At 54.3% G+C, this 25,451-nt stretch carries 28 protein-coding genes and 3 pseudogenes; 18 read left to right on the top strand and 13 right to left on the bottom strand.

The window, feature by feature from the left end; genetic code table 11:
• Nucleotides 1-185 precede the first annotated feature (185 nt).
• Nucleotides 186-554 (bottom strand): annotated as a pseudogene (locus CKW25_RS17320) (glycine betaine ABC transporter substrate-binding protein); the annotation flags it as partial.
• 84 nt (nt 555-638) lie between these two features.
• Here CKW25_RS17320 and CKW25_RS17315 point away from each other — a divergent pair.
• On the top strand, nt 639-965 hold the full coding sequence (locus CKW25_RS17315; protein ID WP_095080974.1) for a DOPA 4,5-dioxygenase family protein: 327 nt from the start codon (nt 639-641) through the stop codon (nt 963-965).
• Nucleotides 966-1,014: 49 nt separating this feature from the next.
• On the opposite strand, the gene trpA is transcribed toward CKW25_RS17315, so the two are convergent.
• Nucleotides 1,015-1,827, bottom strand: a complete 813-nt coding sequence (gene trpA, locus CKW25_RS17310) for a tryptophan synthase subunit alpha (RefSeq protein WP_095080973.1) — start codon at nt 1,825-1,827, stop codon at nt 1,015-1,017.
• Nucleotides 1,827-3,047 carry a tryptophan synthase subunit beta gene (gene trpB / locus CKW25_RS17305; RefSeq protein ID WP_095080971.1) on the bottom strand — a complete coding sequence of 407 codons (1,221 nt, stop codon included), beginning with the start codon at nt 3,045-3,047 and terminating at the stop codon, nt 1,827-1,829. Before trpB ends, trpA begins: the two co-directional genes overlap by 1 nt.
• A gap of 112 nt (nt 3,048-3,159) precedes the next feature.
• Here trpB and CKW25_RS17300 point away from each other — a divergent pair, with 112 nt between their 5' ends.
• Nucleotides 3,160-4,053, top strand: a complete 894-nt coding sequence (locus CKW25_RS17300) for a LysR family transcriptional regulator (RefSeq protein WP_095080970.1) — start codon at nt 3,160-3,162, stop codon at nt 4,051-4,053.
• Here the strand turns inward: CKW25_RS17300 and CKW25_RS17295 are convergent.
• On the bottom strand, nt 4,050-4,376 hold the full coding sequence (locus CKW25_RS17295) for a YqjD family protein (RefSeq protein WP_095080969.1): 327 nt from the start codon (nt 4,374-4,376) through the stop codon (nt 4,050-4,052). The two genes, CKW25_RS17300 and CKW25_RS17295, sit on opposite strands and share 4 nt — an antisense overlap.
• A gap of 153 nt (nt 4,377-4,529) precedes the next feature.
• Here CKW25_RS17295 and CKW25_RS17290 point away from each other — a divergent pair, with 153 nt between their 5' ends.
• Together CKW25_RS17290 and CKW25_RS17285 are read left to right on the top strand one after the other, a co-directional pair.
• A complete protein-coding gene (locus tag CKW25_RS17290) occupies nt 4,530-4,745 on the top strand; it encodes a dodecin (RefSeq protein ID WP_071552613.1) in 216 nt (71 codons plus the stop codon).
• A 131-nt stretch (nt 4,746-4,876) separates the two neighbouring features.
• Nucleotides 4,877-5,098 carry a DUF1161 domain-containing protein gene (locus CKW25_RS17285; protein ID WP_095080967.1) on the top strand — a complete coding sequence of 74 codons (222 nt, stop codon included), beginning with the start codon at nt 4,877-4,879 and terminating at the stop codon, nt 5,096-5,098.
• A gap of 68 nt (nt 5,099-5,166) precedes the next feature.
• Here CKW25_RS17285 and CKW25_RS17280 read toward each other — a convergent pair whose 3' ends face one another.
• Nucleotides 5,167-6,168 carry an LLM class flavin-dependent oxidoreductase gene (locus CKW25_RS17280; RefSeq protein WP_095080965.1) on the bottom strand — a complete coding sequence of 334 codons (1,002 nt, stop codon included), beginning with the start codon at nt 6,166-6,168 and terminating at the stop codon, nt 5,167-5,169.
• A 236-nt stretch (nt 6,169-6,404) separates the two neighbouring features.
• Between CKW25_RS17280 and CKW25_RS17275 the strand changes: the two genes are divergently transcribed.
• Nucleotides 6,405-6,836 carry an OsmC family protein gene (locus CKW25_RS17275; RefSeq protein WP_095080962.1) on the top strand — a complete coding sequence of 144 codons (432 nt, stop codon included), beginning with the start codon at nt 6,405-6,407 and terminating at the stop codon, nt 6,834-6,836.
• A 114-nt stretch (nt 6,837-6,950) separates the two neighbouring features.
• Entirely contained in the window at nt 6,951-7,184 is a 234-nt protein-coding gene (locus CKW25_RS17270) for a DUF1161 domain-containing protein (protein ID WP_095080959.1), read from the top strand.
• Between the two features lie 6 nt (nt 7,185-7,190).
• Here the strand turns inward: CKW25_RS17270 and CKW25_RS17265 are convergent, their stop codons facing one another.
• On the bottom strand, nt 7,191-7,610 hold the full coding sequence (locus tag CKW25_RS17265; protein ID WP_095080957.1) for a hypothetical protein: 420 nt from the start codon (nt 7,608-7,610) through the stop codon (nt 7,191-7,193).
• 40 nt (nt 7,611-7,650) lie between these two features.
• Nucleotides 7,651-8,067: a hypothetical protein gene (locus CKW25_RS17260; protein ID WP_095080955.1), complete on the bottom strand. Its 417-nt coding sequence runs from the start codon at nt 8,065-8,067 to the stop codon at nt 7,651-7,653.
• Between the two features lie 59 nt (nt 8,068-8,126).
• On the opposite strand from CKW25_RS17260, the gene CKW25_RS17255 reads away from it, so the two are divergent.
• Complete coding sequence (locus CKW25_RS17255) at nt 8,127-9,218, top strand: aminopeptidase (RefSeq protein ID WP_095080953.1); 1,092 nt, start codon at nt 8,127-8,129, stop codon at nt 9,216-9,218.
• Between the two features lie 61 nt (nt 9,219-9,279).
• On the opposite strand, the gene CKW25_RS17250 is transcribed toward CKW25_RS17255, so the two are convergent.
• A complete protein-coding gene (locus CKW25_RS17250) occupies nt 9,280-9,930 on the bottom strand; it encodes an HAD family hydrolase (protein WP_095080951.1) in 651 nt (216 codons plus the stop codon).
• A gap of 19 nt (nt 9,931-9,949) precedes the next feature.
• Nucleotides 9,950-10,495 carry a gamma carbonic anhydrase family protein gene (locus CKW25_RS17245; protein WP_095080949.1) on the bottom strand — a complete coding sequence of 182 codons (546 nt, stop codon included), beginning with the start codon at nt 10,493-10,495 and terminating at the stop codon, nt 9,950-9,952.
• An 89-nt stretch (nt 10,496-10,584) separates the two neighbouring features.
• On the opposite strand from CKW25_RS17245, the gene prlC reads away from it, so the two are divergent.
• Nucleotides 10,585-12,636 carry an oligopeptidase A gene (prlC, locus tag CKW25_RS17240; protein WP_095081297.1) on the top strand — a complete coding sequence of 684 codons (2,052 nt, stop codon included), beginning with the start codon at nt 10,585-10,587 and terminating at the stop codon, nt 12,634-12,636.
• A complete protein-coding gene (locus CKW25_RS17235; protein WP_095080947.1) occupies nt 12,633-12,914 on the top strand; it encodes a YheV family putative zinc ribbon protein in 282 nt (93 codons plus the stop codon). Before prlC ends, CKW25_RS17235 begins: the two co-directional genes overlap by 4 nt.
• A gap of 216 nt (nt 12,915-13,130) precedes the next feature.
• Here CKW25_RS17235 and CKW25_RS17230 read toward each other — a convergent pair whose 3' ends face one another.
• Entirely contained in the window at nt 13,131-13,433 is a 303-nt protein-coding gene (locus CKW25_RS17230; protein WP_095080945.1) for a hypothetical protein, read from the bottom strand.
• A 234-nt stretch (nt 13,434-13,667) separates the two neighbouring features.
• Here CKW25_RS17230 and CKW25_RS17225 point away from each other — a divergent pair.
• From CKW25_RS17225 to CKW25_RS17190, 6 genes and pseudogenes are all read left to right on the top strand, one after another.
• Nucleotides 13,668-13,895, top strand: a pseudogene (locus CKW25_RS17225) (radical SAM protein); the annotation flags it as partial.
• Nucleotides 13,896-13,942: 47 nt separating this feature from the next.
• Nucleotides 13,943-15,724, top strand: coding sequence for a recombinase family protein (locus CKW25_RS17220; RefSeq protein WP_095080943.1), 1,782 nt, complete (start codon nt 13,943-13,945; stop codon nt 15,722-15,724).
• Nucleotides 15,725-17,490: 1,766 nt separating this feature from the next.
• Nucleotides 17,491-17,664, top strand: a complete 174-nt coding sequence (locus CKW25_RS26675) for a hypothetical protein (protein ID WP_172736556.1) — start codon at nt 17,491-17,493, stop codon at nt 17,662-17,664.
• A gap of 233 nt (nt 17,665-17,897) precedes the next feature.
• On the top strand, nt 17,898-19,292 hold the full coding sequence (locus CKW25_RS17200) for a hypothetical protein (protein WP_143497364.1): 1,395 nt from the start codon (nt 17,898-17,900) through the stop codon (nt 19,290-19,292).
• A gap of 174 nt (nt 19,293-19,466) precedes the next feature.
• Entirely contained in the window at nt 19,467-19,943 is a 477-nt protein-coding gene (locus CKW25_RS17195; protein ID WP_095080932.1) for a hypothetical protein, read from the top strand.
• Nucleotides 19,943-20,197, top strand: coding sequence for a hypothetical protein (locus tag CKW25_RS17190; protein ID WP_095080930.1), 255 nt, complete (start codon nt 19,943-19,945; stop codon nt 20,195-20,197). Before CKW25_RS17195 ends, CKW25_RS17190 begins: the two co-directional genes overlap by 1 nt.
• 766 nt (nt 20,198-20,963) lie before the next feature.
• Here the strand turns inward: CKW25_RS17190 and CKW25_RS17185 are convergent.
• From CKW25_RS17185 to CKW25_RS17175, 3 genes are all read right to left on the bottom strand, one after another.
• Nucleotides 20,964-21,887, bottom strand: coding sequence for a DUF4352 domain-containing protein (locus CKW25_RS17185; protein WP_143497361.1), 924 nt, complete (start codon nt 21,885-21,887; stop codon nt 20,964-20,966).
• Between the two features lie 3 nt (nt 21,888-21,890).
• Nucleotides 21,891-22,091: a hypothetical protein gene (locus tag CKW25_RS17180; RefSeq protein ID WP_095080926.1), complete on the bottom strand. Its 201-nt coding sequence runs from the start codon at nt 22,089-22,091 to the stop codon at nt 21,891-21,893.
• Between the two features lie 146 nt (nt 22,092-22,237).
• The gene (locus tag CKW25_RS17175; RefSeq protein WP_095080925.1) at nt 22,238-22,798 is read right to left on the bottom strand and encodes a hypothetical protein; all 561 of its coding nucleotides are present in this window, start codon (nt 22,796-22,798) and stop codon (nt 22,238-22,240) included.
• 166 nt (nt 22,799-22,964) lie between these two features.
• Here CKW25_RS17175 and CKW25_RS17170 point away from each other — a divergent pair, with 166 nt between their 5' ends.
• From CKW25_RS17170 to CKW25_RS17160, 3 genes and pseudogenes are all read left to right on the top strand, one after another.
• On the top strand, nt 22,965-23,597 hold the full coding sequence (locus tag CKW25_RS17170) for a recombinase family protein (RefSeq protein WP_095080923.1): 633 nt from the start codon (nt 22,965-22,967) through the stop codon (nt 23,595-23,597).
• Nucleotides 23,598-23,853: 256 nt separating this feature from the next.
• The gene (locus tag CKW25_RS17165) at nt 23,854-24,096 is read left to right on the top strand and encodes a hypothetical protein (protein WP_095080917.1); all 243 of its coding nucleotides are present in this window, start codon (nt 23,854-23,856) and stop codon (nt 24,094-24,096) included.
• Between the two features lie 105 nt (nt 24,097-24,201).
• Nucleotides 24,202-25,038 (top strand): annotated as a pseudogene (locus tag CKW25_RS17160) (PA0069 family radical SAM protein); the annotation flags it as partial.
• Nucleotides 25,039-25,451 lie beyond the last annotated feature (413 nt).

Here is a 25,451-nt window from a genome sequence, read left to right as displayed (position 1 = left end):
GGGGCCTCTTGGTCGGAATCGTTCAAAGGCGACAGGATAAAGCATTGTGGCGACGGCGCTTGCTCCCGCTGGGTTGCAAAGCAACCCAAAAACCGCCCACCCCGGTTCTCTCGGATGCAATACGGTGTCCGGGGTTGCGACGGCTTCGTGCTCGAGCGGGCGCAAGCTCCCTCGCCACAGGTGATTTAGAGCTTGGCTTTGACGGCTGGCAATGCGTCTTTGCCATCCACGGTCTTCACGCCATCCAACCACTTGTCCAGGACCGCCGGGTTGGCCTTGATCCAGGCTTTCGCGGCGTCGGCGTTACTGATTTTCCTGTTCACCACCTCGGCCATGATGCTGTTTTCCATTGCCTGGGTGAAGCTCAGGTTGGTCAGCAGTCTGCCGACATTCGGGCAGGCCTGTGCATAACCTTTGCGGGTCAGGGTGTGGACGCTGCCGGTGTCACCGAAGTATTTCTCGCCGCCCTTGAGGTAGTGCATGTTCAATTGCACGTTCATCGGGTGCGGGGTCCAGCCGAGGAAGGTCACGAATTTCTGTTTTTTCACCGCGCGCAGACTCGCTGACGGGCTTGGCCCTGCCGGCGATTGCGGTGTAGCGTTGGGTGAGGGAAATGAACTCCGATACACGAGAGCACTATGCAAAGGATCAAGGGCTACCACGCCCACGTTTATTTCGACGCGAACACGATCGACCAGGCGCGGGCCTTGTGTGAGCAGGCGGCACAGTTGTTTCCGCTGAAGATGGGGCGGGTTCACGAACGGCCTGTCGGCCCACACCCGGACTGGAGTTGTCAGTTGGCGTTCGAGCCGCAATATCTGGGCGTGGTGTTGCCGTGGCTGGCGCTCAATCGCAAAGGCTTGGTGGTGTTCTTGCATCCAGACACCGGTGATGACCTGGCCGATCACACCGATCACGCCGTCTGGATGGGCGAGATCCGGCCGCTGGATTTGTCGATATTCTGAGCGAGCCGGATCGCTCCCGCGCGCGAACGCGGGAACGATCCGCCAGGTTTCAACCGACGCGAGCGTTGCGCACGCCTTCGGACAGCGCCGAACACAGGCGCAATACGTCATCGATGGCTTGCTGCGGCGTGGCCGCATTGGCGATGTGGTCGATCAGCGCCGAGCCTACAACTACGCCGTCCGCCAGGCGGGCAATGGACGCCGCTTGCTCTGGGGTACGGATACCGAAGCCGATGCTGATCGGCAGATCGGTATGGCGACGCAGGCGGGCCACCGCTTCTTCGACGTGTTCCAGGGTGGCTGCGCCCGCACCTGTCACGCCCGCCACCGATACGTAGTAAACGAACCCGGAGCTACCGTTGAGCACGGTCGGCAGGCGCACGTCGTCGGTGGTCGGGGTGGTCAGGCGGATGAAGTCGATGCCCGCCGCTTGTGCCGGGTCGCACAGCTCGCCGTTATGCTCGGGTGGCATGTCGACCACGATCAGGCCATCAACGCCGGCTGCCTTGGCATCCGCGATGAAGCGCGGTACGCCGTAATGGTGGATCGGGTTGAAGTACCCCATCAGTACCAGTGGCGTGTCGTGGTTGCCTTCACGGAACTCGCGAACCATTTGCAGGGTTTTCGCCAGGTTCTGCTTGGCGCCCAAGGCGCGGATGTTGGCGAGCTGGATCGCCGGGCCATCGGCCATCGGGTCGGTGAAGGGCATGCCCAGTTCGATCACATCGGCACCCGCTGCTGGCAGGCCCTTGAGGATTGCCAGGGAGGTGTCGTAGCTCGGATCACCGGCGGTGACGAAGGTCACCAGGGCCGCGCGGTTCTGTTCCTTGAGTTCGGCAAAGCGCTTTTGCAGGCGGCTCATCAGTGTTTCTCCTGCTGGGACTGTTCCATATGGTGCATCACAGTTTGCATGTCTTTGTCGCCACGACCGGACAGGTTGACCACCATCAGGTGATCCTTGGGCAAGGTCGGTGCGCGTTTGAACACCTCGGCCAGGGCGTGGGCGCTTTCCAGTGCAGGAATAATCCCTTCCAGGCGGCAGCATTTGTGGAACGCGTCGAGGGCTTCGTCGTCGGTCACCGAGGTGTACTGGACGCGGCCGATGTCATGCAACCAGGCGTGTTCAGGGCCGATGCCCGGGTAGTCGAGGCCTGCGGAGATCGAGTGGGCGTCGATGATCTGGCCATCGTCGTCCTGCAGCAGGAAGGTACGGTTGCCGTGCAGTACGCCGGGTACGCCGCCGTTCAGGCTGGCAGCGTGCTTGCCGGTTTCAATGCCGTAGCCGGCGGCTTCGACACCGATGATCTCGACGCTCTTGTCATCCAGGAACGGGTGGAACAGGCCCATGGCATTGGAGCCGCCGCCGATGCACGCCACCAGGCTGTCCGGCAGGCGGCCTTCCTGGGCTTGCAGCTGCTCGCGGGTTTCCTTGCCGATCACGGCCTGGAAGTCGCGGACCATTGCCGGGTACGGGTGCGGGCCGGCCACGGTGCCGATCAGGTAGAACGTGCTGTCGACGTTGGTGACCCAGTCACGCAGGGCTTCATTCATTGCGTCTTTCAGGGTGCCCGTACCCGCCACCACCGGGATGACTTCGGCGCCCAGCAGTTTCATGCGGAACACGTTGGCCTGTTGGCGCTCGATGTCCGTGGTGCCCATGTAGATCACGCAATCCAGGCCAAAGCGCGCGGCCACGGTGGCCGTGGCCACGCCGTGCATGCCGGCGCCGGTCTCGGCGATGATGCGTTTCTTGCCCATGCGTCGCGCCAGCAGAATCTGGCCGATGCAGTTGTTGATCTTGTGCGCGCCGGTGTGGTTGAGCTCTTCGCGCTTGAGGTAAATCTTGGCGCCACCACAGAATTCGGTCAGGCGTTCGGCAAAGTACAGCGGGCTTGGGCGTCCGACGTAATCGCGCTGGAAGTAGGCCAGTTCTTCCTTGAATGCAGGATCTTCCTTGGCGGCTTCGTATTCGCGGGCCAGGTCGAGGATCAACGGCATCAGGGTTTCGGCAACGTAGCGGCCGCCGAACGCGCCAAACAGGCCGTTGGCATCAGGGCCGTTGCGCAGATTAGTCTGGGTCATGGGGCGCTCCAGGTGAATGCATGAAGTGACAATGGGGTTCACTCTACCCCTGACGTTCTGCGCTGAAAACCGATAAGATCGCCACAACCTGTCAGGAAAACTCACAGATCAAATGAGCCACGACCTTCCCCCGCTCAACGCCCTGCGCGCCTTCGAGGCGACGGCCCGGTTGAACAGCGTCAGTCAGGCGGCTGAGCAATTGCACGTCACCCATGGTGCGGTCAGCCGGCAATTGAAAGTGCTGGAGGCGCATCTGGGGATCAGCCTGTTCGTCAAGGATGGGCGCGGCCTGAAACTCACAGATGCCGGTGTGCGGTTACGCGATGCCAGCGGCGAGGCCTTTGAGCGCTTGCGCACGGTGTGCAGCGAACTGACCCAAGGCCATGCCGATGCGCCGTTCGTGCTGGGATGTTCCGGCAGCTTGCTGGCGCGTTGGTTCATACCGCGCCTGGGCCGGCTGAATGCCGACCTGCCGGATCTACGCTTGCACCTGTCGGCGGGGGAAGGCGATCTCGACCCGCGTCGACCGGGGCTGGATGCCTTGCTGGTGTTTGCCGAGCCGCCCTGGCCGGCGGACATGCACGTGTATGAGCTGACCAGCGAGCGCATCGGCCCGGTGCTGAGCCCCCGCTTTGCCGGTTACGAAACGCTGCGCCAGGCACCGGCCAGTGCCCTGCTCAACGAACCCTTGCTGCACACTACTTCACGCCCGCAGGCCTGGCCCAGCTGGGCGCAGCGTAATGACCTCGACGCCAGGGCGTTGAAGTACGGGCAGGGTTTCGAGCATTTGTACTACCTGTTGGAGGCGGCGGTGGCCGGTCTGGGAGTGGCGATTGCCCCGCAGCCGCTGGTGGCCGAGGATTTGAAGGCCGGTCGCCTGGTTGCGCCCTGGGGTTTTTCCGAAACCCCGGCGCAGCTGGCATTGTGGCTACCCAAGCGCGCCGCGGATGGGCGCGCTCGGCAGTTGGCGCAATGGCTCAAGAATGAGCTGCAGCAGTCGCTTTAGCTACCGCGTTTGCACAGCAGATATGCCGCCAGCAAACCCAGCGCCCCGACCGCGACACCGGTCGTGGTCCATGGGTGTTGCTGAGCATAATCGCGGGTCGCGATCCCGGTTTCACGGGTTTTGACTTTGACTTCTTCGTACGCATCGCTGAGCAGGCTGCGCGAGTGTCTCAGCGCGTTCTCGGCGTTGCTTTTCAGGCTTTTGAGGGTTTTCAGCGACTCGTCCGAGGCATCACTCTTCAGGCTTTCCAACGACTTGAGCAGACTCTCGATCTCGGCTTCCATGCTTTGCAATGAGGCTTTACGTAGCGAGGTGTTGGCCATGGTGACTCTCCTGCATTGATTGAGTGGCGTGTGTGGGTTGGGACTCCAGCCGTTCCTGAAAGTGCAGAAAATCTGAACCGGTCCATGGCCGTAGCCTGCAGAAGAAATACAAAAAATCACTGCTAGGCTGTAGTTACCTTCAAGGAGAACGCCATGACTGACCATCACACTTACAAGAAAGTCGAACTGGTTGGCTCGTCCCCCACCAGCATAGAAGAGGCGATCAATAACGCACTGGCCGAGGCCAGCAAGAGCATCAAGCATATGGAGTGGTTCGAGGTGACTGAAACCCGCGGGCACATCAAGGACGGCAAGGCGGCGCATTTTCAAGTGACGCTCAAGGTCGGTTTCCGGATTGCCAATAGCTGAGGTTGAACTAGGCTTTTGAACTTATGCGCTGGCCGATTGCCACAGGAGATGGCAAAGCGCTATTGAGCCTTGGGTGTTCATCGCTTGAGTGCCGAGGCTCATCCTTTTGATCTGACCAGGGAACGAGACCGATGAAGAAGTTGATTCTGGCTGTAGGTTTGCTGAGCATGGCGGGAACAGCCTTTGCGGCAGGCAAGCCGTGTGAAGAGCTGAAAGCCGAAATTGCCGCGAAACTGGATGCCAAGGGTGTTTCCGGTTATTCGTTGGAGATCGTCGACAAAGGTACTGCCGCTGGCGGAAAAGTCGTAGGTACCTGTGAAGGCGGTGCCAAGGAAATCGTCTACAAGAAATAGACTTTGAGCACAGTGCAGAAGAAAGCCGACGCCAGGGCGTCGGCTTTTTTCTGGCCGCTGTCTGAGCCTTAGCCCTTCATCACCTGCGCCAGCAATTCGTAGGAATGCAAACGGTCGGCGTGTTCGTACAGGTCGCAGGTGAAGATCAGCTCATCGGCCTGGGTCTGTTCGATCAAGACCTCAAGCTTGCCGCGAATCTTCGCCGGGCTGCCGACCATCGCCAGCCCCAGGAAATCGCCTACGGCTTGTTTCTCATGAGGCAGCCACAGGCCGTCCATGCTGTTCACCGGGGGGCGCTGGACCAGGCTTTGCCCGCGCATCAGCGCCAGAATCCGTTGGTAGACCGAGGTGGCCAGGTAGTCCGCCTGCTCGTCGGTGTCGGCGGCCACCAGCGGCACGCCGAGCATGACGTAGGGTTTATCCAGCACGGCGGATGGCTTGAAGTGATTGCGGTAGACGCGAATCGCTTCGTGCAGGTAGCGCGGTGCGAAATGCGAGGCAAAGGCGTAAGGCAAACCCCGTTCGCCCGCCAGTTGTGCGCTGAACAGACTGGAACCCAGCAACCAGACCGGGACGTTGGTGCCGGTGCCGGGCATGGCGATGATGCGTTGATCCGGTGTACGTGGGCCGAGGTAACGGACCAGTTCGGCGACATCTTCTGGAAAGTCGTCGGCGCTGCCAGAGCGCTCGCGGCGCAAGGCGCGAGCGGTCATTTGGTCGGAGCCCGGGGCGCGGCCCAGCCCAAGGTCGATGCGGCCCGGGTACAGGCTTTCCAGGGTGCCGAACTGCTCGGCGATCACCAGCGGTGCGTGGTTGGGCAGCATGACGCCCCCTGAGCCGACCCTGATGCTCGATGTCCCGCCGGCCAGGTAACCCAGCAATACCGAGGTCGCGGAGCTGGCGATACCGTCCATGTTGTGGTGTTCAGCCACCCAGAAGCGGTTGTAGCCCCATTTTTCAACGTGTTGCGCCAGGTCCAGCGAGTTGCGCAGCGATTGGGCGGGGCTGCCGTTCTCGCGAACGGGTACCAGGTCCAGGGTTGAGAACTTGATCTCGGACAGCTGTTTCATGGCCTGCTTCTCCAATGGGGGCGCAGGCTTTTCTCTCGAATGAAAACCTGCCGAATGTGTAAGCGTGTTTCATGCAATGTGGGCATATACCCGAGTTTCAATAGCCGAGCTGAAATTGCCTACCCGATCAACGGCTCGATTCGACAGGATGAACCGTGCCCGGCCTTCTATTCTCAGAATCCCTGACAACCGAAAACCATCAAGGCGCGATCGCTCGCGCCAGTGAGGAGGCAAAGATGAGCATCAAGAAGAGAGCATCGGCGCATTGGGTCGGCGATCTGAAAACCGGCCTGGGTTCTATCTCGACCGAAACCGGCGTCCTGAAAAACGCCCCCTATGGTTTCAAGGCACGCTTCGAAGGTGGCCCGGGCACCAACCCGGAAGAACTGATCGGCGCGGCTCACGCAGGCTGTTTCTCCATGGCCTTTTCAATGATCCTCGGCGAGGCTGGCCTCAAGGCCATCACCATCGATACCCAGGCTGAAGTCACGCTGGATCAGGTCGACGGTGGTTTTGCGATCACGGCCGTGCACCTGATTCTCAAGGCGAAAATCCCCGGTGCCAGCCAGCAGCAATTTGAAGAACTGAGCAAAAAGGCCAAAGAAGGCTGTCCGGTGTCCAAAGTGCTGAATGCCACCATTACCCTTGATGGCACACTCGTCAGCTGACAGCTTCCTTGTGGAATTGCCACAAATCAGAACTCGCCGGGTAAAACTGTGGTCGAATGAATGGCAGCGGCTTAAGTGTATGTTCGTACGCGCTGCTTCAAGGGAGCTTCAACCATGAAACGTTTTGCCTTGGCGGTTTTCTGCGGTGCGTTGGCCACATCGGCCATGGCTGCGCCGAAACCCTGCGAAGAACTCAAGGCCGAGATCGAAGCCAAGATCCAGGCCAACAACGTGTCCTCTTATACGCTGGAAATTGTCAGCAATGACGAAGTGCATGACCAGAACATGGTGGTCGGTACTTGCGAAAATGGCACCAAGAAAATCATCTATCAGAAGAACGACAACTGATCAGCCTTATGGCACACAGTTGACCTGACGTTCTTCGGCGACGATCTTGCGCTGGGCGTTGTACAGCCGGGCGCTGGGTGTGAAGGCCAGCGAGCGGGCTTCGAGCCGATAGCGTTGGCCCGCTTCAAAATGATCATAGCGAAGGGTCATGTAGCACAGCCGTTCCTGTGGGTCGGTGTTCATGCTCATCCCGCCACCGAATACCTCGAAATCAAAGCGAACCATGAGCTCATGACTGCCAGGCGGGACCTGGAAGAACCGTCCGTCGCGCTGCGGCTGGTTGTCCAGGCGTTCAGCCATCAGCACTTTGCCACCGGGCGTGGGCATGGCGAAGTCGACCCAGGCCATCGCCGGGTTAACGTCCGGCAAGGGGCTGGCACAGGCGGCCAGCGAACTGACGGCAAATAACAACAAATACCTTCGCATGCTCAACTTCCGGGCGGTAATTGGCTAAGCATAGCGCCGATCAAGTGCCCTGGCAGCCTGCCGGTTGCGCCTGGCCTACGACTTTTCGCTGCTGATCGTAAAGTTTGGCCCACGGCCGAAAACCGATATTCCCTGCTTGCAGCTGATAGCGTTGGCCGGCATTGAACTCGCTGAACTTCACGCTCAGCTGGCAATCGCGCCACAGCGGCTGGGCATCGGGACCAATGTTGGTCGGTTGCACCGCAAACTGATAACGCACCTTCAATTCGTGACGGCCCGGCGAGACTTCGAAGTAGCGTTTATCAAGGGTCGCCTTGTCGTCGACTTCCAGCGCATGCAGTGTGGTGTCTTCCGGATGGGGGGCCAGGTCGATCCAGGCTTGTGTAGGGTCAGGTTGGGGCAGTCCAGCACAGCCGGCCAACATCAGCAGGCCTCCAGTCAGCAGTAACACGCGCATAGCGAAGCTCCAGTCAGGCGAGATAGTCTTGCGGGCAGATTTTCCAAGGATGATTCGATGTGATCAGGCTGCTTCCAAGCCATCGGTTACTTGATCGCGTTTTGCGCGTTTTGTTTCCGGCTGTGCTGTTTTTATGGCTGAACGGTTGTGCGAGTGTCAGTTACTACGGCCAGTTGGCCAGTGGCCAGCTGCAATTGCTGCGGGCGCGCGAGCCTGTGAGCACGGTGATCGGCAACCCGGCCAGCGATGCAACACTGCGCGCGCATCTCAGGCAATCACAAAAAGCCCGGGACTTTGCCAGCCAGCACCTGCACCTACCGGATAACCAGAGCTATCGCCTCTACGCCGATATCGGCCGGCCTTATGTGGTGTGGAATGTGTTCGTCACGCCGGAATTTTCCCTCAACCCGCAGAACTATTGTTTTCCCATAGCCGGGTGCGTGGCCTACCGCGGGTACTACAGCCAGAGCTCCGCGAGGGGGGAAGCGGCGTTGCAGCGTCTGCAAGGCATGGATGTCTCGATCGGCGGGGTTGAGGCCTATTCAACCCTGGGCTGGTTCAATGACCCGATCATGAATTCGATGCTCGGTTGGGGCGATGAACGCCTGGCGACCCTGATTTTTCACGAGCTGGCGCATCAACGTTGCTATGTGAAGGACGACACCGAGTTCAACGAGTCTTTCGCCACGTTTGTCGAACAGGAAGGCACCCGCCAATGGCGCACGGCACGGGGATTGCCGCCGGCCAGTAAGGTCCAGGAGCAGCAACGCGAACAGTTTATCCGGCTGGTTCTGGATACCCGCACCCGCCTGGAAAAACTCTATGCGCTGCCCTTGGCGCCGGAGCCGATGCGCCAGCGCAAAGCGGCCGAGTTCGAACGTATGCGCAGCGACTATCGAACCCTGCGCGACAGCCTTTGGGCCGGTAACAAGCGCTTCGATGCCTGGGTCAACGCCCCGATGAACAACGCCCGGTTGCTGCCGTTCGGGCTGTATGACCAATGGGTGCCGGCGTTCGCCGAACTGTTCAAGCAGTCGGGGGGTGATTGGACGACGTTTTATGCGGCGGTCGAGAGACTGGGAGGGTTGCCGATCGAACAACGCAAGGCGGCGTTGAAAGCCTTGGTAGCGCCAGAAAAGCCTGGTGGCTGAACGGGCCCTTGCGCGGCACGCCAGCCCCACGCTGGGTGCTGCTGGCGTGCCCGCGATTGAGTTAGCGAGGCAAAAATGCCTGATGCAACTGGCTCAGGGTCTCGAAGTGATACGCCGGTTGTTCGGCGCTTAGCTCTTCATGGCTGCCAAAGCCATAACCCACGGCCGCGGCGTCCAGTCCGTTGCGTCGAGCGCCGATCAGGTCGTGTTTGCGGTCGCCGATCATCAGGGTGGTACTCGCGTCCAGGCCCTCTTCGGCCATCAGGTGGGCAATCAGCTCGACCTTGTCGGTGTGGGTGCCGTCCAGTTCGCTGCCGTAGATCACCTTGAAGTGCCGGGCGAAGTCGAAGTGCCGGGCAATTTCCCGGGCGAAAATCCACGGTTTTGATGTCGCGATGTACAGCTGCCGTCCCTGCCCGCCGAGGGTTTCCAGCAGGGGTGTCACGCCGTCGAACACGCGGTTCTCATACAGTCCCGTGACCTTGAAGCGCTCACGATAGAAATTGACCGCTTCCCAGGCCTTGGCCTCGTCGAAGTCGTAGAACTGCATGAAGGCTTGCAGCAAGGGCGGGCCGATGAAGTGTTCGAGCCTGGTCAGGTCTGGTTCGTCGATCCCCAGCTTGCTCAGGGCGAACTGGATCGAACGGGTGATGCCCTCTCGCGGGTCGGTCAGGGTGCCATCTAGGTCGAACAAAACGCTTTGGTAGTGCATGAAAATTCCCGAGTGAGAGTCAGAGCTGGTCGTAGCCTTCGGCCAGATGCAGGTCTTTGAGCTTGACGTAGTTGGCTGCGCTGTAGGTAAAAAAAGCCCGTTCCTTGTCCGTCAAAGGGCGAGCCTGCTTCACCGGGCTGCCCACATACAGGTAGCCACTTTCCAGGTGTTTGCCCGGTGGTACCAGGCTGCCGGCGCCGATGATCACGTCGTCCTCGACGACGGCACCGTCCATGACGATGCTGCCCATGCCGATCAGAATCCGGTTGCCCACCGTGCATCCGTGCAACATGACCTTGTGCGCAATGGTCACGTCATCGCCGATCAGCAAGGGGAAGCCGTCCGGGTTGAACGGGCCGGCGTGGGTGATGTGCAGCACACAGCCATCCTGCACGCTGGTGCGCTGGCCAATCCGGATACGGTGCATGTCACCGCGAATCACGGTCAACGGCCAGACCGAGCTGTCCGCGCCTATTTCGACGTCGCCGATCACCACCGCCGAGCCGTCGACAAAGGCGCCGTTGCCGAGCATGGGGGTGTGGTTCTGGTACTTGCGAAGGGACACGATAGGCTCTCTCTCTGTTGCTGATAGCTGCGGTTGGCGCCGATTGTAATTAAGATGGGGCAATGTTTCTTCCAGCCAAGGTGCCAACCGTGAGCGTGAACAACCCTCTTTTGCAGTCCTACGACCTGCCGCCGTTCTCGGCGATCCGCGCCGAGCACGTACAACCGGCCATTGAACAGATCCTCGCCGACAACCGCGCCGCCATTGCCGGGATCCTCGAGACCCAGGGCAAACAACCGACCTGGACCGGCCTGGTGCTGGCGATGGACGAGCTCAATGACCGTCTGGGCGCCGCCTGGAGTCCCGTCAGCCACCTCAATGCGGTGTGCAACAGCGCTGAGTTGCGTGAAGCGTACGAGTCCTGCCTGCCGGCCCTGAGCGCCTACTCCACCGAGATGGGCCAGAACCGTGAACTGTTCCAGGCGTTCGAAGCCCTGGCCAACAGTCCAGAAGCCGCTGGTTTTGAGGTTGCCCAAAAAACCATCCTCGAACACTCGTTGCGTGACTTCCGCCTGTCGGGTATCGACCTGCCGGAAGCCGAACAGAAGCGTTACGCCGAGGTGCAGAGCAAACTGTCCGAACTGGGCAGCCGTTTCTCGAACCAATTGCTCGATGCCACCCAGGCCTGGACCAAGCACATCACCGATGAAGCCGCACTCGCCGGCCTGACTGATTCGGCCAAGGCGCAGATGGCCGCCGCGGCGCAAGCCAAGGGCCTGGACGGTTGGCTGATCAGCCTGGAATTCCCGAGCTATTTCGCGGTGATGACCTACGCCCATGACCGCGCGCTGCGCGAAGAAGTCTACGCCGCTTACTGCACCCGTGCGTCGGACCAAGGCCCGAACGCCGGTCAGAACGATAACGGCCCCGTGATGGAAGAAATCCTCGACTTGCGTCAGGAGCTGGCAAAACTCCTGGGCTACAGCAGTTTCGCGCAACTGAGCCTGGCCACCAAAATGGCCGAATCCAGCGATCAGGTGCTGAGCTTCCTGCGCGACCTGGCCAAACGCAGCAAGCCGTTTGCCGCACAGGATCTGGAGCAGCTGAAGGCGTACGCCGCCGAACAGGGCTGCCCGGACCTGCAAAGCTGGGACAGCGGTTTCCATGGGGAAAAACTCCGTGAGCAGCGTTACAGCGTTGCCCAGGAAGCACTGCGTGCATACTTTCCGATCGACAAGGTGCTCAGCGGCCTGTTCGCCATCGTACAGCGCCTGTACGGCATCGAAATCGCCGAGCAGAAGGGGTTCGACACCTGGCACCCGGATGTTCGCCTGTTCGAAATCAAGGAAAACGGTGAGCACGTCGGTCGTTTCTTCTTCGACCTCTATGCGCGCGCCAACAAGCGCGGCGGTGCCTGGATGGACGGCGCTCGCGACCGTCGCCGTACCGCCGCAGGCGTGCTGCAAAACCCGGTGGCCAACCTGGTGTGCAACTTCACCCCGGCCGACAGCGGCAAGCCCGCGCTGCTGACTCACGATGAAGTCACCACGCTGTTTCACGAGTTTGGCCATGGCCTGCATCACCTGCTGACCCGCGTCGAGCATGCGGGCGTGTCCGGTATCAATGGTGTTGCCTGGGATGCGGTCGAGTTGCCGAGCCAGTTCATGGAGAACTGGTGTTGGGAGCCGGAAGGCCTGGCGCTGATCTCCGGTCATTACGAAACCGGCGAGCCGCTGCCTCAGGACCTGCTGCAGAAGATGCTTGCGGCGAAAAATTTCCAGTCCGGCCTGATGATGGTCCGTCAGCTGGAGTTTTCGTTGTTCGACTTTGAACTGCACGCCACGCATGGCGATGGCCGTAGCGTGCTGCAGGTGCTCGAAGGCGTGCGTGACGAGGTCTCGGTCATGCGACCACCGGCCTACAACCGTTTCCCGAACAGCTTCGCGCACATTTTTGCCGGCGGTTACGCGGCGGGTTACTACAGCTACAAGTGGGCTGAAGTCCTGTCGGCCGACGCGTTCTCCAGGTTCGAAGAGGAAGGCGTGCTCAACGCCGCCACCGGTCGCGCATTCCGCGAGGCAATCCTGGCTCGCGGGGGTTCCCAGGAGCCTATGGTGCTGTTCGTCGACTTCCGCGGACGTGCGCCGTCGATTGACGCACTCTTGCGCCACAGCGGCCTCGACGAGGACGCGGCAGCATGAGTGACGGGCCTGTGAGCAAAACCAAGAAGCGCTTTATCGCCGGGGCGGTCTGCCCGGCGTGCAGCGAGCCGGACAAGTTGATGATGTGGAGCGAGGACGATGTGCCGCACCGCGAGTGCGTGGCCTGCGGTTACTCCGATACGCTCAATGAACAAGGGTTGTCAGTGCCCAAGGAGTTGGGTACCCGGGTGAATACCAGCGCATTGAAGGTGCCGGACGCCAAGGTCCAGACCGTGCAGTTCTTTGTGAACCCGAAGCTGAAGAAAAAAACCGACTAAGTGTTATCCCATCCTGCAAAACACAACCGGCCCTCATTGGGGCCGGCGTGTTCAATGTATTGATTAGTACTTGAAACGTGCCAAGGCATGGTTCGACTGCTGCCAGTTGCTTGAATGCATGTGCAAGTGCTGTATTTGCATGAGTATATGGTTAGCCAGGATAGTCGGCCGAAATGACAGTTGGATTGGGTTGCGAGTGAACTGCGCTGGCGCCGGTCAAGGATTGACGATGCTGACGTAAGCTTTGGCCAGGGCAATCAGCCTGGCTTTGTCTTCGGCGTCGATGATGCCGTCATCATTCACGTCCTTGCCTACGGATTTGATACTGAAAGAGTTGCCGCGGTCACTGGAAACGGCCGTGACAAAAATCGAATCGATCAGTGTCTCGATGACTTCTTCTTTCTCCGCGTTCCAAACTTCTACCTTCTGGGATAGTTGCATGGAAACAAGGGTGTTGGGCTCCGAAGGGCTAGGCAGCATAAGTTGCAGGAAAATACCGCGCTGATTTAAACATGACATGACTAAATCCTTTTATTTAGGTGTATTGCATCAGGTAGGTGTCGCCGTAAGTTTCCGATACTACGAGTGATAGTTACGTATAACCACTGAGCAAGTGTTTCACGGGTTCTCTATCAATTTCGTGTTACTTACCGAGTCCGAAGCGTTAATCCCCCCCAATGGCAGGCCGAACGGTACTGGCTGGTCTGTGCACGCTCGTGTACTGTATGGATATACAGATCGAGGTTCCCTACGATGATCACGCCCCTGCCCCCGCGTGGCCGCGGTACCGCGACCAACCCGCACAACCGCTTTGCACCGAACCGTTCGGTCGCCGAAGACGATGGCTGGTATCAGGAAGTACCGCTGACCCAGGGCACCGAAGTGCGTATCGAAACGGCGAAAACCATCATCACCCGCAACAACTCACCCGATCTGCCCTTCGATCGCTCGATCAATCCCTATCGAGGCTGCGAGCATGGTTGGCTATGTTAGATTAAACGTACCGATAGGTTACTGAGCTTGCCACCGTGCCTCTATGCTTTCCATACGTTCGCTTTTCCAGCCAGAAACAGGCGGATGGTAATTCAGTCGTTCGCCAATCTGAGCGCATTGAATCCTTCGTCAGTAGGCACAACCTCACGGTTGATACCAGACTTGAGGATCACGGTATCAGTAGCTTCCGTGGGGCTAACGCTAAAAAAGGTCAGCTATCGGGATTTCTTCAGCGGGTGCGTGATGGTGAGATCCCCAATGGCAGCTACCTTCTAATTGAGAACTGGGACCGGCTATCACGTCAGGTGCTCGACGCCTCCATAGAGATATTTTCTGACCTGATCCGATCCGGTATCAAGATTGCCGTGTTGGACGAAGATACAGTTTATGACGATCTCACCAGCAACAGTTTCATCCGGGCAATTGTCCAGTTTGAAAGGGCTCACTCGGAAAGCTTACGCAAATCGGATATGTCGAAGGCGTCGTGGCGCGCTAAGCACAAGGCGATGGCTGAAGGCACGATAGCCACAGAGAAATGTCCTCAATGGCTGGTAGTGAAGGATGGGGCGTGGTGCAAGCTTGATGATATTTGCCTACACATTGAAACCATGTTCTCTCTCGCTCAAACCTACGGTGTGGCAGAAACGGGAAGACGCCTCAACGCTCAGTTTGGCACCAGTTACAAAACGCACCAGATTCAATACCTGTTGCGCAATCGCCGCCTGATAGGCGAGCACTCCCCGGTGGAACTCAGCAAGGAGCACGGCAAAAATGTCCCCACCGGGCATTTGGTGGAACATTACTACCCTCAGGTAATCCCTCCAGCTACGTTTGAAGAAGTACAGACAATACTCAAGAGTCGAAAGCCGTTTTCAGGCAGGCAGGATGCAACCAACCTCAATATTTTCCGCAACCTTCTGGTCTGTGCTGAATGTGGCGGTAGTACACGGTTTATGCTCAGGAGTGGTAAGGAGTTCTATTACTGCACAGCATCAATGACTGGTGGCTGTGTTGACGATCAGATCAGGTCGATCCGGGGGGAATTCCTTCGCCGTGTATTGTTTAAATTTGAGCATTGGACTGCAATCCGCGACTACATTGCCGCTGGGTCAGATGTGCTGAAGACACTGAAGAAAGAAGAAACCGTTGCCGTCGCAAAACTGAGCAGATTAGAAGTTAAGGCAGAAGGTTTGAAGAATAAATTCGCTGCTGAAGATGACGAGGACAAAGCTGAAACCTACGTCGGCCTGCTCACTGACACCCGGAAAGCAATTGCCACCGCTAAAGCTGATATTGATCGTATCAAGCAAGAGCTTGCCAGTCTGGACGGGGCATTTGCCCTTAGCGACAGTAACGTTGATTCCTTTGAGTCAATGCTGACATCAGACAGTGAACAAGCCCGTACCGACCGTCAGCGGCTGAACAGATACCTGCGGGGAATATTCCTAAAGCTTGAGCTTCACTTCCCCACGCACAAGTTGGTGACACAGCCCATACCTGCTTTGGCGAACAGAATCAGCCCGGTGATTGCATACGTCCAGCAGCCGAAAGATAAACGCACAGGCGATGATTACGGACACCACACCTGGATTACCAAAGATAAACAGACGCTGATTATCAGGAGTATCAAAGCACGCCTGCGCAGGGCGGGCATACCCTCGCCAACTTTTGAGCAAGTGAAGCCGATCTATGAGAGCGTGGCGTATTCCCTCCTACCTAAGAGTAAGCCTCAGTGCAAGAATCAGTCTGAGCTGGCAGACCTTCCAGAAGAATTCAAAGGGCTAGTTTGGAAAGCTCCAGACCCATTTCTGAAGTAAAGGGGTAGTCAGCGGGTGCAAGTCGATCAAGAACGGCCTATTTCGGCGGTGTTTTATGGTGCTAAATCGCCGTTCTCTGAAAATGGCTACCTATGTAGCCTCTGACATCTACCGCCTCATTTGAATGCTTCAGAGCCGCTACACTTATATAATAGCTATTGCAAGATATTAATTGCAATTTAGAATAGATGCCTTATAATATTACGCTCTTGTAAAATTTATAAGATCGGATTGTCCCTAATCAGGCTAAGTGGTCGGCTAGTGTGGTGGGGTTGTGTAAACACATCTCTTCCTGCACGAACTGGCAGCAACAATCTTAAATAGCGACCTACTGTGAGATGGGACAGGTCGATGGGTGAGCTTAAAGTCAGCACCCCCCAGCAGCTCTGCTAAAGCTGTGTGAATTCTATCTGACTAGATTGGGCGTTATCAGTGTCCCAGTTCCGAAGGCAGCTACTCCACCCGTGTAGACTGTACTGAACCTAAGATAATTGGGTTCAACTCACCTCGTTCCCAATTTTGATGGCATCTATTGCTTCTACGGGTATGGAATCAGGCTGAGCTTTAGGTAGAAGGCTCTTACTCGGTCTTAGGCAGAGCGCTTGCTCTGTATGGCTGGGTAAGGGTTGCTTTTACCGAAGTTCTTCCTGAAACCCATTTTGATAAGTAAATATATATGTAATTTCAACAATATCATGTGACTTTTGATTAATTAATTACGTCTAATAAGTGTAAGAAGTAAGATTTGGACAGTCCGATTTTAATGGGTCGGTTGTTAAATAACTATGCAATCGGCTAGTTATACTACCGCTCGTCGGACACTTAAAAATAATGAACTACTGCAAATATGGCTACACGCCTTTGTATATGCGGGTTTCGCCAACTTAGTATATGTAAGTGAGTTTTCGCCCTATTGCAATTTCGTTTATAAGTGTGGTAATTTAAACTCAACTGAATAAGGTAAATAACAGATAAGGATTTGGTGGGAAATAATCTCGCAATGGGGTTTCCTACAAACCAGCTCTATCCTCTCGCTTAGCCCTTGTTTAAAGAACATCGACCCGATGACGCTTATTAGAGTTTGCTCTCATCTGGTCAGTGCAGGCAGATATTGTTTTCCTTCTTACAATATCTGCCATCAAAAACCTCCATAGGTTCAAACCACTTCTCGTGCTAGTAATGTAAGCCGAGCTGTGGTTTGTTTTTGTTCTAAATTCCTTACTCTTGAATATCCAAACAACACTGGAACCAAAACTGTGCCCGTAGAAATCATAAAATTGTGCAAGTGGTGTGGTGGGGAAATGCTTACCACTCGATGTACAAAAAAGCTGTGCAGCCAAAGCTGTCATAACAAATTCCATTACTGGAGACATAAGAGCCACCCCGGAGAAGGGCCAAACGCAGCATTCAAAGTTATTGAACAGGGATTGTGTGAAGGTACACACTCTAATCCTGAGCATCCTATCAACGTAATGGATGATGTGAACGCTAAGTCTGGTGACTAGCAACCAATGCAATGCATGTATAAATCTAACAACCAAACGCCATAAGGAAAAAGAAATGACTAACTGCTTAGTATGCAACAAGAGCTTCGAACCTACCGACAAACGTCACAAATATTGCAGCAATCTCTGCGTCGTTAAGGTGTATTCCCTACGTAAGAGAGTGCGAATTCAAATTAATGCAGCATTGAAACTTCTGAAGACTCCTGCTGCCATCACCGAATTCGACAATGCACTACAAGACGTACTGGAAGGAGCCGTGTAATGAAAACATCTCACGATACAAAACTGATCAAAGTAGCAATGCCATTGGATCTGATCGCTCTTCTCGAAGAAGAAGCAAAGGATTACGACAGCTTCACAAAAATGCTAAATGCAGTTTGTCGTAGGTATTTCATCCATCAGGAATTAAAGAAAGAATTCGCTAAGATCAAGTAGTACTCCAACTAGAATCACGCATATGCCTCAAAGCTGCATTCTTCTAAGGCTCCAGCCAACTAAAGGAAGTATAGATATGAGAGTTACACTCAATAGTCGCTCAACAGATCAACTAAATAAGGTCATGGATCTAATGGGTTTTGATAACCCCACCCACTGCATTCAAACGATGATCACCAATCTACTAGAATCCCTCAACCATCAATCCCAATCTATCGAGGATAAAAACAACAATGGCAATTCAACGAGTAAAGGCTTGTACCATATGTACAACTGAGTTCACCACCAGTCAAATCAAAGCTAAGTATTGCCCTGAATGCAGAAGCAAAGCTAAAAAAGGCAAACAAGTTGATAGACGTCAGAAGCTTGCAGAGAAGCGAGTTGTAAAACTACCCGTGTCGGAAGAGTGGCTGTGGGTAGCCAGAGAGGTTCGCCGCGCTGGTACAGTTGAGTGCTTGCATTCTCATACAGTAGAAACACTTGAACAGCTTTTCGAACTCCGCAACTACAAATACAAAACATACGACTTCGATTTTGAAAAGAAGAGAAGCAAGTTTCATCTCTGCCATATCCAGCCGGTTAAAGGTCAAAACACAGTAGGTCTGCTTCATCCTCATAACCTGTTCATCGGCCCTAGCTTAGCGAATCAAGTTCACAGCACGAAATTTTATCCAGGCGTGGGGTTGGACATCAGTCGCTTTAATCTCCAATCCCGCTGGTTGATCCCTGACGATATGCCTGATCCGAAAGTCTTACAGAAGGTGCAGAAGTATCTAGGGCCAGTATTGATCGAATATGCCAAGGTTAATCCTATTCGCATGAGTCAACGGCTGTCGTTGGCAAAATGGATTCATAAGAACGTGACGGGCTGCGTTCACACGCTAGCGAAGCTTGAGCGCATGGGCATGACGGAGCTAAGGAAGATCAGGGCTGCGTTTGAAGAGAAAGAGGTCTATCAAATGGATCTTTCTACCAAGCGATCAATCGTCGTAGCGCTGGATGAGGCTGTAAGGCTTTCTAAGCAGCTCCCACACGGTAAACAAAGAGACGACATAGCTTTCCTCATTCCCGTGCTAACCGTCGCTGGAGCGTGGCTGAGCCGGCAGGACGAGCAAGATGGTCTAGCGTCAATTCTGGATCGCCCTTACGGCGTTCATTGGACCCCTGTAGAGCTTCGAGAAGGGTTGAACGCCTCCGACTTTCGGGATTTCATCGCGTTTCAGACTTTCCAGACAATGCAGGGAGCACCACTTGATAGAAAGATGATCTTGAACACTTTGCGCAAGTATCTACACGTTCCCGCAATGACCCCTGACTACAGCCGTAGTAATAGCAGCATGCAATCAGCGTTTAGAGATCAGTATGCTAATTTCTACTCTCAGGTGCCAGTGATACAAAAAGCTATATTGGCTGTGGGAGTGTGCAGCAGCATTCAAGAATACGAATATCTTGAAAAGGTCCGTGAAGCTGATAGGGAAATGGCGATCTTTGAAAGCTTTGGATATGAAACGTGTGAACACGAATATGATTACTCAACGCTCAATATTCAAATAGAAGAAGATTACGCCCCCAACCCAAACAACCCACGGATAAAGAAGTTCATCGAGCCTATTTTCTGCGATTTCTAACAACACCCTACTAGATAGTACAGTTGATTCACACATCGCACTCTAAGCCCTGATATATAAGGCTCTCAGACAATTAACACCAAAGAATCTGCTCTTGCAATAAGAGCGATACAGGCAATCTCTTTGCCTACACAAAGCCGTAAAGGCATCTAAACCACAGAAGGAAATAATAATATGACTAATATCAAACCTAGCGTAAGTCTGCAAAGCTTCCAATACAATCAGGATGTACTGGACAAACGAATCGAACACGCACGATTTATGTTTATGCGTTCGTATGCCGCAGTAGACCGGTATAGCGAGCCCGTGTCCATTCTTATGCCTAAACTGCAAAAGCTGTTTGCAGCAGGACGAGTGCTTTCAGACAATCATCCAATCAACACTACGGCAGGGTTTACAGTATTCTTGCTGAAAGAAGACATCGCTGACTTGCTGGAAAATGTTGCCATTGAAACAAAGACTGCTTATCTGGCAGATCTAGAAGTAGAAAAACAAAAGCAACAGAAGATCCTGGAGCAACAGCTATACCAAGCTCAAGTAGATAAGGAAGCAAAGAAAGAGGCTGATCGGGAAGCAAAACTACGCGCTGATGCAGCTAAAGAGGCATCGGAGTTCTTTGCCAATCTTTCATCTGAAAAGGAAGCTGTGTGATGACCGTCTCCAACACTATATTCAATAAACAGCTAGAGCGCGCTATGGCCCGCAATGCCGCCAAGAAGGCTCCTGAGCTAAAGGTGGAACCTGCCACGACAAAGTTATCTAAGGAAGAGCTTCAGGTATACATTGATATCCTGTTAGCAGCAGCGGCAACCCCGCCAATGACTAAACTAGAAAAACTTATGTACGACAGCGCTGATCTCACCCATAAGATTCTCACAGAGAAGTATGGAGTTAATCCAGCCTAAGCAGGATATATGCATACGGGGTGTTTGAGGACTAAATATCCTCCCACCCCCTTCTAGGGCCGATGTTTACTACTGAGTTTGAATGTTCTGTTTAGCACGATGCATTCTCCCGCCAATAATGTAACATTATAACACTTGACGAAGTTATAAGTTAAAACGATAACAAATAAGAAGGTTTTTAAGTTTGAATAACATCGCAATAGCTGTTCTGGGGCTGTTCGCTCTAGCCAGTGTTATCTGTATGTCATTACTGACGTTTGCATTGCTCACAGTAAGCGTTGATCGCAGTAGTGACGATGCATTTCGATCTAGAATGGATTCATTGGTTAACTACACCGAACAGAAAATTAATAATAACGCTGAAAGACAAGACAGGATCATTACCGACATGGAATCACAGCTTAGAATTTTAGATGCTAGGATCAAATTACTACAGGGCCGTAGCCAATGACGTATTTCTATTGGCTTATTCTGAAAGTTTCGATGGACTATCCGGATAGCAGCACAAAGCTTTCTATCGATTCGTTCTCACCACTCAGAGAGCAGTGGCAATACCTAGATAGGTCCGGGCGCTGGTCAGTCCAGATAGAGTCTGCGGTAACGCCTAGTCAAGCCTACAGCTTGTTTGAGGAGCTTACAGCCGCGTCCCGTCTCTGGGTAAATTCCGTTGTGTTTGTTAACGGCGAGCCAGTTGGTGGGCCTTGGGATCTAGAAAAGTTTAGAACTTTCGTGAATGCGTATGCGTTAACTTATGCCAATGCTGAGCTTAAACCTTTGGGAGTATGAACGTACACCAAAGTCTTTTCTTGCCTGCGTTCCTTCCAGGCTCCCACAGTACCTCACCACTAATATCTGTTGGAATTCGATACACAATTTTCGTAGGCATCGTGACAAGCGGATTGATTGACTTGAAGTAGATACCATAACCCCGCTGCATTACAGTTTCAGTCGTATCATACCGAAGTTCTCTACCATCACTGGTTTGAATGATTAGACTCCCTTCGCTTGGCAGACGGCCTTCAGTGTCTAAATTCTTAAATCGTGCATCGATTACAATGAATTGTGACCCGTCCCAACGTTCTGGTTCCGAGTAAGGATTTGAAGTACCCACGGATGCGCTGACCTTGCAGCTTTCACGCTTTATCTGAAAGTTGCCAAACTTAGCATCTTCAACCAAGGCCAACGCATTGACAAATTTCTCAATCATCTCTACTTGGGACGTATCGGAAGATTTATACAGGGATTGAAGTGAGCAGATAGACTCTGTTCCTACAAATTTTTTGTACTCTGAGTCTTTGTTCAAGTATTTCTGCATTTGCCCCTTATGGAGTGACTCTTGATAACTGATATAGCCACGAAGATAGTCAACTTGTGCAACCCCAAGCTTTTTCTTCACATCATCTAGCTTAGCGATGAACGGAGTATTTCCCAAGCTGGTTTTCATGTCGCTAATGATAGAGTCCCTGCCCAGCAAATATCGTAATGACGATGACATTGCTAGGTGTACGCTTAGATTATTTATTGACTTTTTATCTTCGGCGGTGGCTGAGGACGGTAGGTAGCTGAAATACGATGAACATGTTTCGTCTGACAGGGGATTGAATTTTGTATCGCTCGCCTCAGTCCCATAGCTAACAAGGAACGCCACACAAGCGATTGTGCAAACTCCGGATTTGTTTGCAGACTGCATTTTTTATAGTCCTTTGGCAGCGGTAATCTTTTTCAGCTCGTCATAAATCCCGCTAAGGACAAGCCAGAACCCAGCCATCACCGCCCCAGCTACAAAACCCCCGATTGCCCCCCACTCGCCATAGATTGCGTAACCCGCAAACGCAACGGCAACAATGGCGAAGTAGCAAAGGTAGTCGTTCAACCGAATGATCCCGTCTTTCATGTCAGCTTCCCTTGCGTGCATTTGAGAGTATCAGAGTGCCACTAGTACGGAGACGTTCGCAAGGCTCACTACTGGTCAATGGGTCGATTCCAGATGTGCCGTCATTGTGTCGCGTCAGTACAAGGAGAACGCTCTCTGTCGCTGAGTCACTCCTTAGCGATCCCCACCAAAAAGCTAATGTCGAACGCGTACCTGTCATATGGCTTCTGCTCCACACCATAGAGGAAGGTACTCGCCCTGTCGTATTCCTGACGATAGGCAAATAACCGACCGTCTACCGTCTGGAAACCGGATTGATAATCCTCATGCAGATTGTGCTTTACGTACTCCACCTCCTCCCCCGCTGATGCCTCGACCGTCGCGCAGTAGCAATCCACTTGGGCAAGGATTTCTACAAAGTGAAACGAATGCGGGTGGCAGCACCGTCTTTGGTACACCGCCGCAAGCTTCCGCTCTTTTTTAGATCCCGGCTTGATACCCCACGTTAGGAATTCGATATCTCCCAGGCATGGGTATGAATGCATTGCTTGCAGCAGCTCATCGGGTTCTAACACGTTGGTTGAGAGAAACCGCATCAGGAGTGAGCCCTCAGGCTCCATGCGGGTGTTGTTAGTTTCGACGTAGACTGAAAATGTGGAAGCTTTGACCATGAGGGTATAGAGATACTCGTGGCTAGCCCTCGCAATTGATTTATCAACCTTAGACATTCGCATTCCCTGCTGACCTCGCGCTGTCGCCAATCACTATCAAAAGACTCTACTTGTTTGGTAGTGCGATAACCGTTTGTCGCCAGCTATCAAATAACTCTTTCAGATAGATATATGATCGTATTATCATAGGCCTATCAAATCAAATGCTAAAGGATAGCCAGCCATGAAAGCCCACCTCTACCTGCGAGCCAGTACCAAGGACCAAGACGCCAATCGTGCAAAAGCTTCCCTTGAGGCATTCGCCGCAGAGAAGGGTTTAATCGTAGCCGCTATCTACGCAGAGAATATCAGTGGTACGAAACTGAACCGTCCTGAACTGATGCGCCTGCTCAACACTGCCGACGCTGGGGATTGCATCGTCTGTGAGTCGGTAGACCGTTTGAGTCGTCTTTCCCAAGCTGACTGGGAGACATTGAAGGCCACCATCAAGGCCAAGGGGCTGCGTTTGGTAATAGCAGACTTGCCTACTAGTCACATGATGGTTGAAGAGAAAGGTATCACCGGGCAGATCATGGAAGTCATCAACAGCATGTTGTTGGACCTCATGGCTACGATGGCCCGTCTTGATCAAGAAAAGCGCGTGGAACGCATCCTCCAAGGACTGGAGAACAAGAAAGCTGCTGATCCTGACTGGAAGCCAGCAGGCAAATCAAAGAATGCTGCAATGTGGGACAAGGTTGTAGCTCTGATGGCCAAGCACCCATCTATGTCGGCTGATCAGGTAGCCAAACTAGCTGACTGTGGCGTGGCTACGGTGTACAGGATCAAGCGTGAGATGAAGACCGCTGAAGCATAAGGTGGAATCCCCTCTAGAACCGTCTTTTCTAGGCGGTTTCAGCCCCTCTGAGACGTGATAGCTCTTCTTCCCTCTCCCTGTCAGGGGTAGCTAGTGAGCCACCCCAAAGCTCTCATATTTTCACATTTACCGGATAGGATCGTTTCGCATTTGTAGCTGGTCTTAACCGTGGTGCCCCCGCGCTGATATTTGCCAAAGCTCCACCCTCACCTACCCTAGAGTTGCCATGTGGCGACTAAAAGGAATGGGTATACCAATGGATGATATGGAGCGTGCCTCAGCGGAATGCCTTCACAATGCTGAACGAGTAGTTGAACAGCTGGAGCTTGAAGGTACACCGGTTCCGTTTTGGGCTAGGAAACAGCTGGAATATGCCAAAGCTGTACTAGAGACCTACCGAGAAGGTGGTGATTGGAAAGCAAAATTGAACGAGAGCATTGGTTTCCAAAATCGGTATCAGTCCGAAATCGACGCTCACTTCCAAAAATATCCTGCCTAACCCCCAGCAACCCGCTTGATGTAGCAACATCATCGCGTTTTTCGTTGGAGCCCGTCATCTCCTGACGGGTTCTTGGCCAGTTCCGTATTGGTACTAATTACACATCACAGCTGCATCTACTGCTATGCGCGGCCCAGCCATGCTTATTGGGACCTGTCGCCCGGGCTCGATTTCGAGACCCGGCTGATTGCCAAAAGCAATGCCGCCGACGTACTTGAGCAACAGTTATCCAGGCGTGGATATCAGTGTGCACCGATCAATCTGGGCTCCAACACCGACCCTTATCAGCCGATCGAGCACGAACACAGGATTACCCGACGCATCCTTGAAGTGCTGCTGCGCTATCGACATCCGGTGACCATTATCACCAAGGGCTCGCTGATTCTTCGCGACCTGGATCTGCTCTCCGAATTGGCCGAGCGGCGACTGGTGGCGGTGATGATCAGCCTGACGAGCCTGGACGACGAGCTCAAACGCATTCTTGAACCGCGAACCGCGGCACCCAAGGCGCGCTTGAGGGCGATTCGGGTCATGCGAGAAGCTGGCATTCCGGTCGGGGTGTTGTGTTCGCCGATGATCCCGATGATCAACGACAGCGAACTGGAAAGCCTGCTGACCGAAGCCCACGCGGCCGGTGCCCAGAGTGCGGCCTACATGATGTTGCGCCTGCCGCTGGAGGTTGCACCGCTGTTCGAGGAGTGGCTGGCGGCCCACTACCCGCAACGCGCAGCCCATGTCTTGAGTCTGATTCGCCAAAGTCGTGGCGGCGAGCTATATGACAGTCGCTTCGGGTCTCGCATGCGCGGTGAAGGGCCTTTCGCCGACTTGCTGGCGCAACGCTTTGCCAAGACAATAAAACGCCTGGGGCTCAACCAGCGCGAAGGCTTCAATCTGGATTGCACGTCTTTTTGCCCTCCAGGTGCTCAGATGGCGTTGCTTTAGCTACGAAATGACCGGTTTTTTCGTGGTACGTAGTATGCGTATTGATTCGTTGTTCGCGTTTTGTGAGCTGTATCACCTGCTCCAGGGCGATTTACATAGTTCGAGTCAAGTTTTGGCGGTTGCTATGTAAGTCGAGTGACTGATTGGTCGCCAGATTGCGCTCTGGATGCTTGTCTGCCAGTCACTGACACTGTTCCAGGTAAAAACGGGAAAGCTCCTTTTCTTTGCCAAGGAGCACCAACCATGATTGATCAAGACAGCCAACCATTGGCTGCGACGGCCTCGGCCCACCAGATCTCGAGCTAACTACTCAGGTGGTAAAGGGGCATCGGTACACGGGTAATGTACCGACGCCCCAGTTGACCGTCACTCACCAGGCCAGTCTTCAGTGTTGGACTACAGCGCTGGAACGT

This window comes from Pseudomonas sp. Irchel s3h17, from assembly GCF_900187505.1.
GTDB lineage: Bacteria > Pseudomonadota > Gammaproteobacteria > Pseudomonadales > Pseudomonadaceae > Aquipseudomonas.
Note: the sequence above shows the minus strand (reverse complement) of the source record. Positions and strands in the feature narration are given on the sequence as shown.

Coding starts and splice junctions, on each gene's coding strand:
- CKW25_RS17315 (WP_095080974.1), top strand. CDS start 639: ATGCAAAGGATCAAGGGCTACCACGCCCACGTTTATTTCGACGCGAAC.
- CKW25_RS17235 (WP_095080947.1), top strand. CDS start 12,633: ATGAGTGACGGGCCTGTGAGCAAAACCAAGAAGCGCTTTATCGCCGGG.
- CKW25_RS17300 (WP_095080970.1), top strand. CDS start 3,160: ATGAGCCACGACCTTCCCCCGCTCAACGCCCTGCGCGCCTTCGAGGCG.
- CKW25_RS17165 (WP_095080917.1), top strand. CDS start 23,854: ATGGATGATATGGAGCGTGCCTCAGCGGAATGCCTTCACAATGCTGAA.
- CKW25_RS17185 (WP_143497361.1), bottom strand. CDS start 21,887: ATGCAGTCTGCAAACAAATCCGGAGTTTGCACAATCGCTTGTGTGGCG.
- CKW25_RS17260 (WP_095080955.1), bottom strand. CDS start 8,067: ATGCGCGTGTTACTGCTGACTGGAGGCCTGCTGATGTTGGCCGGCTGT.
- CKW25_RS17230 (WP_095080945.1), bottom strand. CDS start 13,433: ATGTCATGTTTAAATCAGCGCGGTATTTTCCTGCAACTTATGCTGCCT.
- CKW25_RS17195 (WP_095080932.1), top strand. CDS start 19,467: ATGACTAATATCAAACCTAGCGTAAGTCTGCAAAGCTTCCAATACAAT.
- CKW25_RS17250 (WP_095080951.1), bottom strand. CDS start 9,930: ATGCACTACCAAAGCGTTTTGTTCGACCTAGATGGCACCCTGACCGAC.
- CKW25_RS17295 (WP_095080969.1), bottom strand. CDS start 4,376: ATGGCCAACACCTCGCTACGTAAAGCCTCATTGCAAAGCATGGAAGCC.
- CKW25_RS17175 (WP_095080925.1), bottom strand. CDS start 22,798: ATGTCTAAGGTTGATAAATCAATTGCGAGGGCTAGCCACGAGTATCTC.
- trpB (WP_095080971.1), bottom strand. CDS start 3,047: ATGACCCAGACTAATCTGCGCAACGGCCCTGATGCCAACGGCCTGTTT.
- CKW25_RS17285 (WP_095080967.1), top strand. CDS start 4,877: ATGAAGAAGTTGATTCTGGCTGTAGGTTTGCTGAGCATGGCGGGAACA.
- CKW25_RS17270 (WP_095080959.1), top strand. CDS start 6,951: ATGAAACGTTTTGCCTTGGCGGTTTTCTGCGGTGCGTTGGCCACATCG.
- trpA (WP_095080973.1), bottom strand. CDS start 1,827: ATGAGCCGCCTGCAAAAGCGCTTTGCCGAACTCAAGGAACAGAACCGC.
- CKW25_RS26675 (WP_172736556.1), top strand. CDS start 17,491: ATGAAAACATCTCACGATACAAAACTGATCAAAGTAGCAATGCCATTG.
- CKW25_RS17200 (WP_143497364.1), top strand. CDS start 17,898: ATGGCAATTCAACGAGTAAAGGCTTGTACCATATGTACAACTGAGTTC.
- CKW25_RS17290 (WP_071552613.1), top strand. CDS start 4,530: ATGACTGACCATCACACTTACAAGAAAGTCGAACTGGTTGGCTCGTCC.
- CKW25_RS17190 (WP_095080930.1), top strand. CDS start 19,943: ATGACCGTCTCCAACACTATATTCAATAAACAGCTAGAGCGCGCTATG.
- CKW25_RS17170 (WP_095080923.1), top strand. CDS start 22,965: ATGAAAGCCCACCTCTACCTGCGAGCCAGTACCAAGGACCAAGACGCC.
- CKW25_RS17265 (WP_095080957.1), bottom strand. CDS start 7,610: ATGCGAAGGTATTTGTTGTTATTTGCCGTCAGTTCGCTGGCCGCCTGT.
- CKW25_RS17280 (WP_095080965.1), bottom strand. CDS start 6,168: ATGAAACAGCTGTCCGAGATCAAGTTCTCAACCCTGGACCTGGTACCC.
- CKW25_RS17275 (WP_095080962.1), top strand. CDS start 6,405: ATGAGCATCAAGAAGAGAGCATCGGCGCATTGGGTCGGCGATCTGAAA.
- CKW25_RS17180 (WP_095080926.1), bottom strand. CDS start 22,091: ATGAAAGACGGGATCATTCGGTTGAACGACTACCTTTGCTACTTCGCC.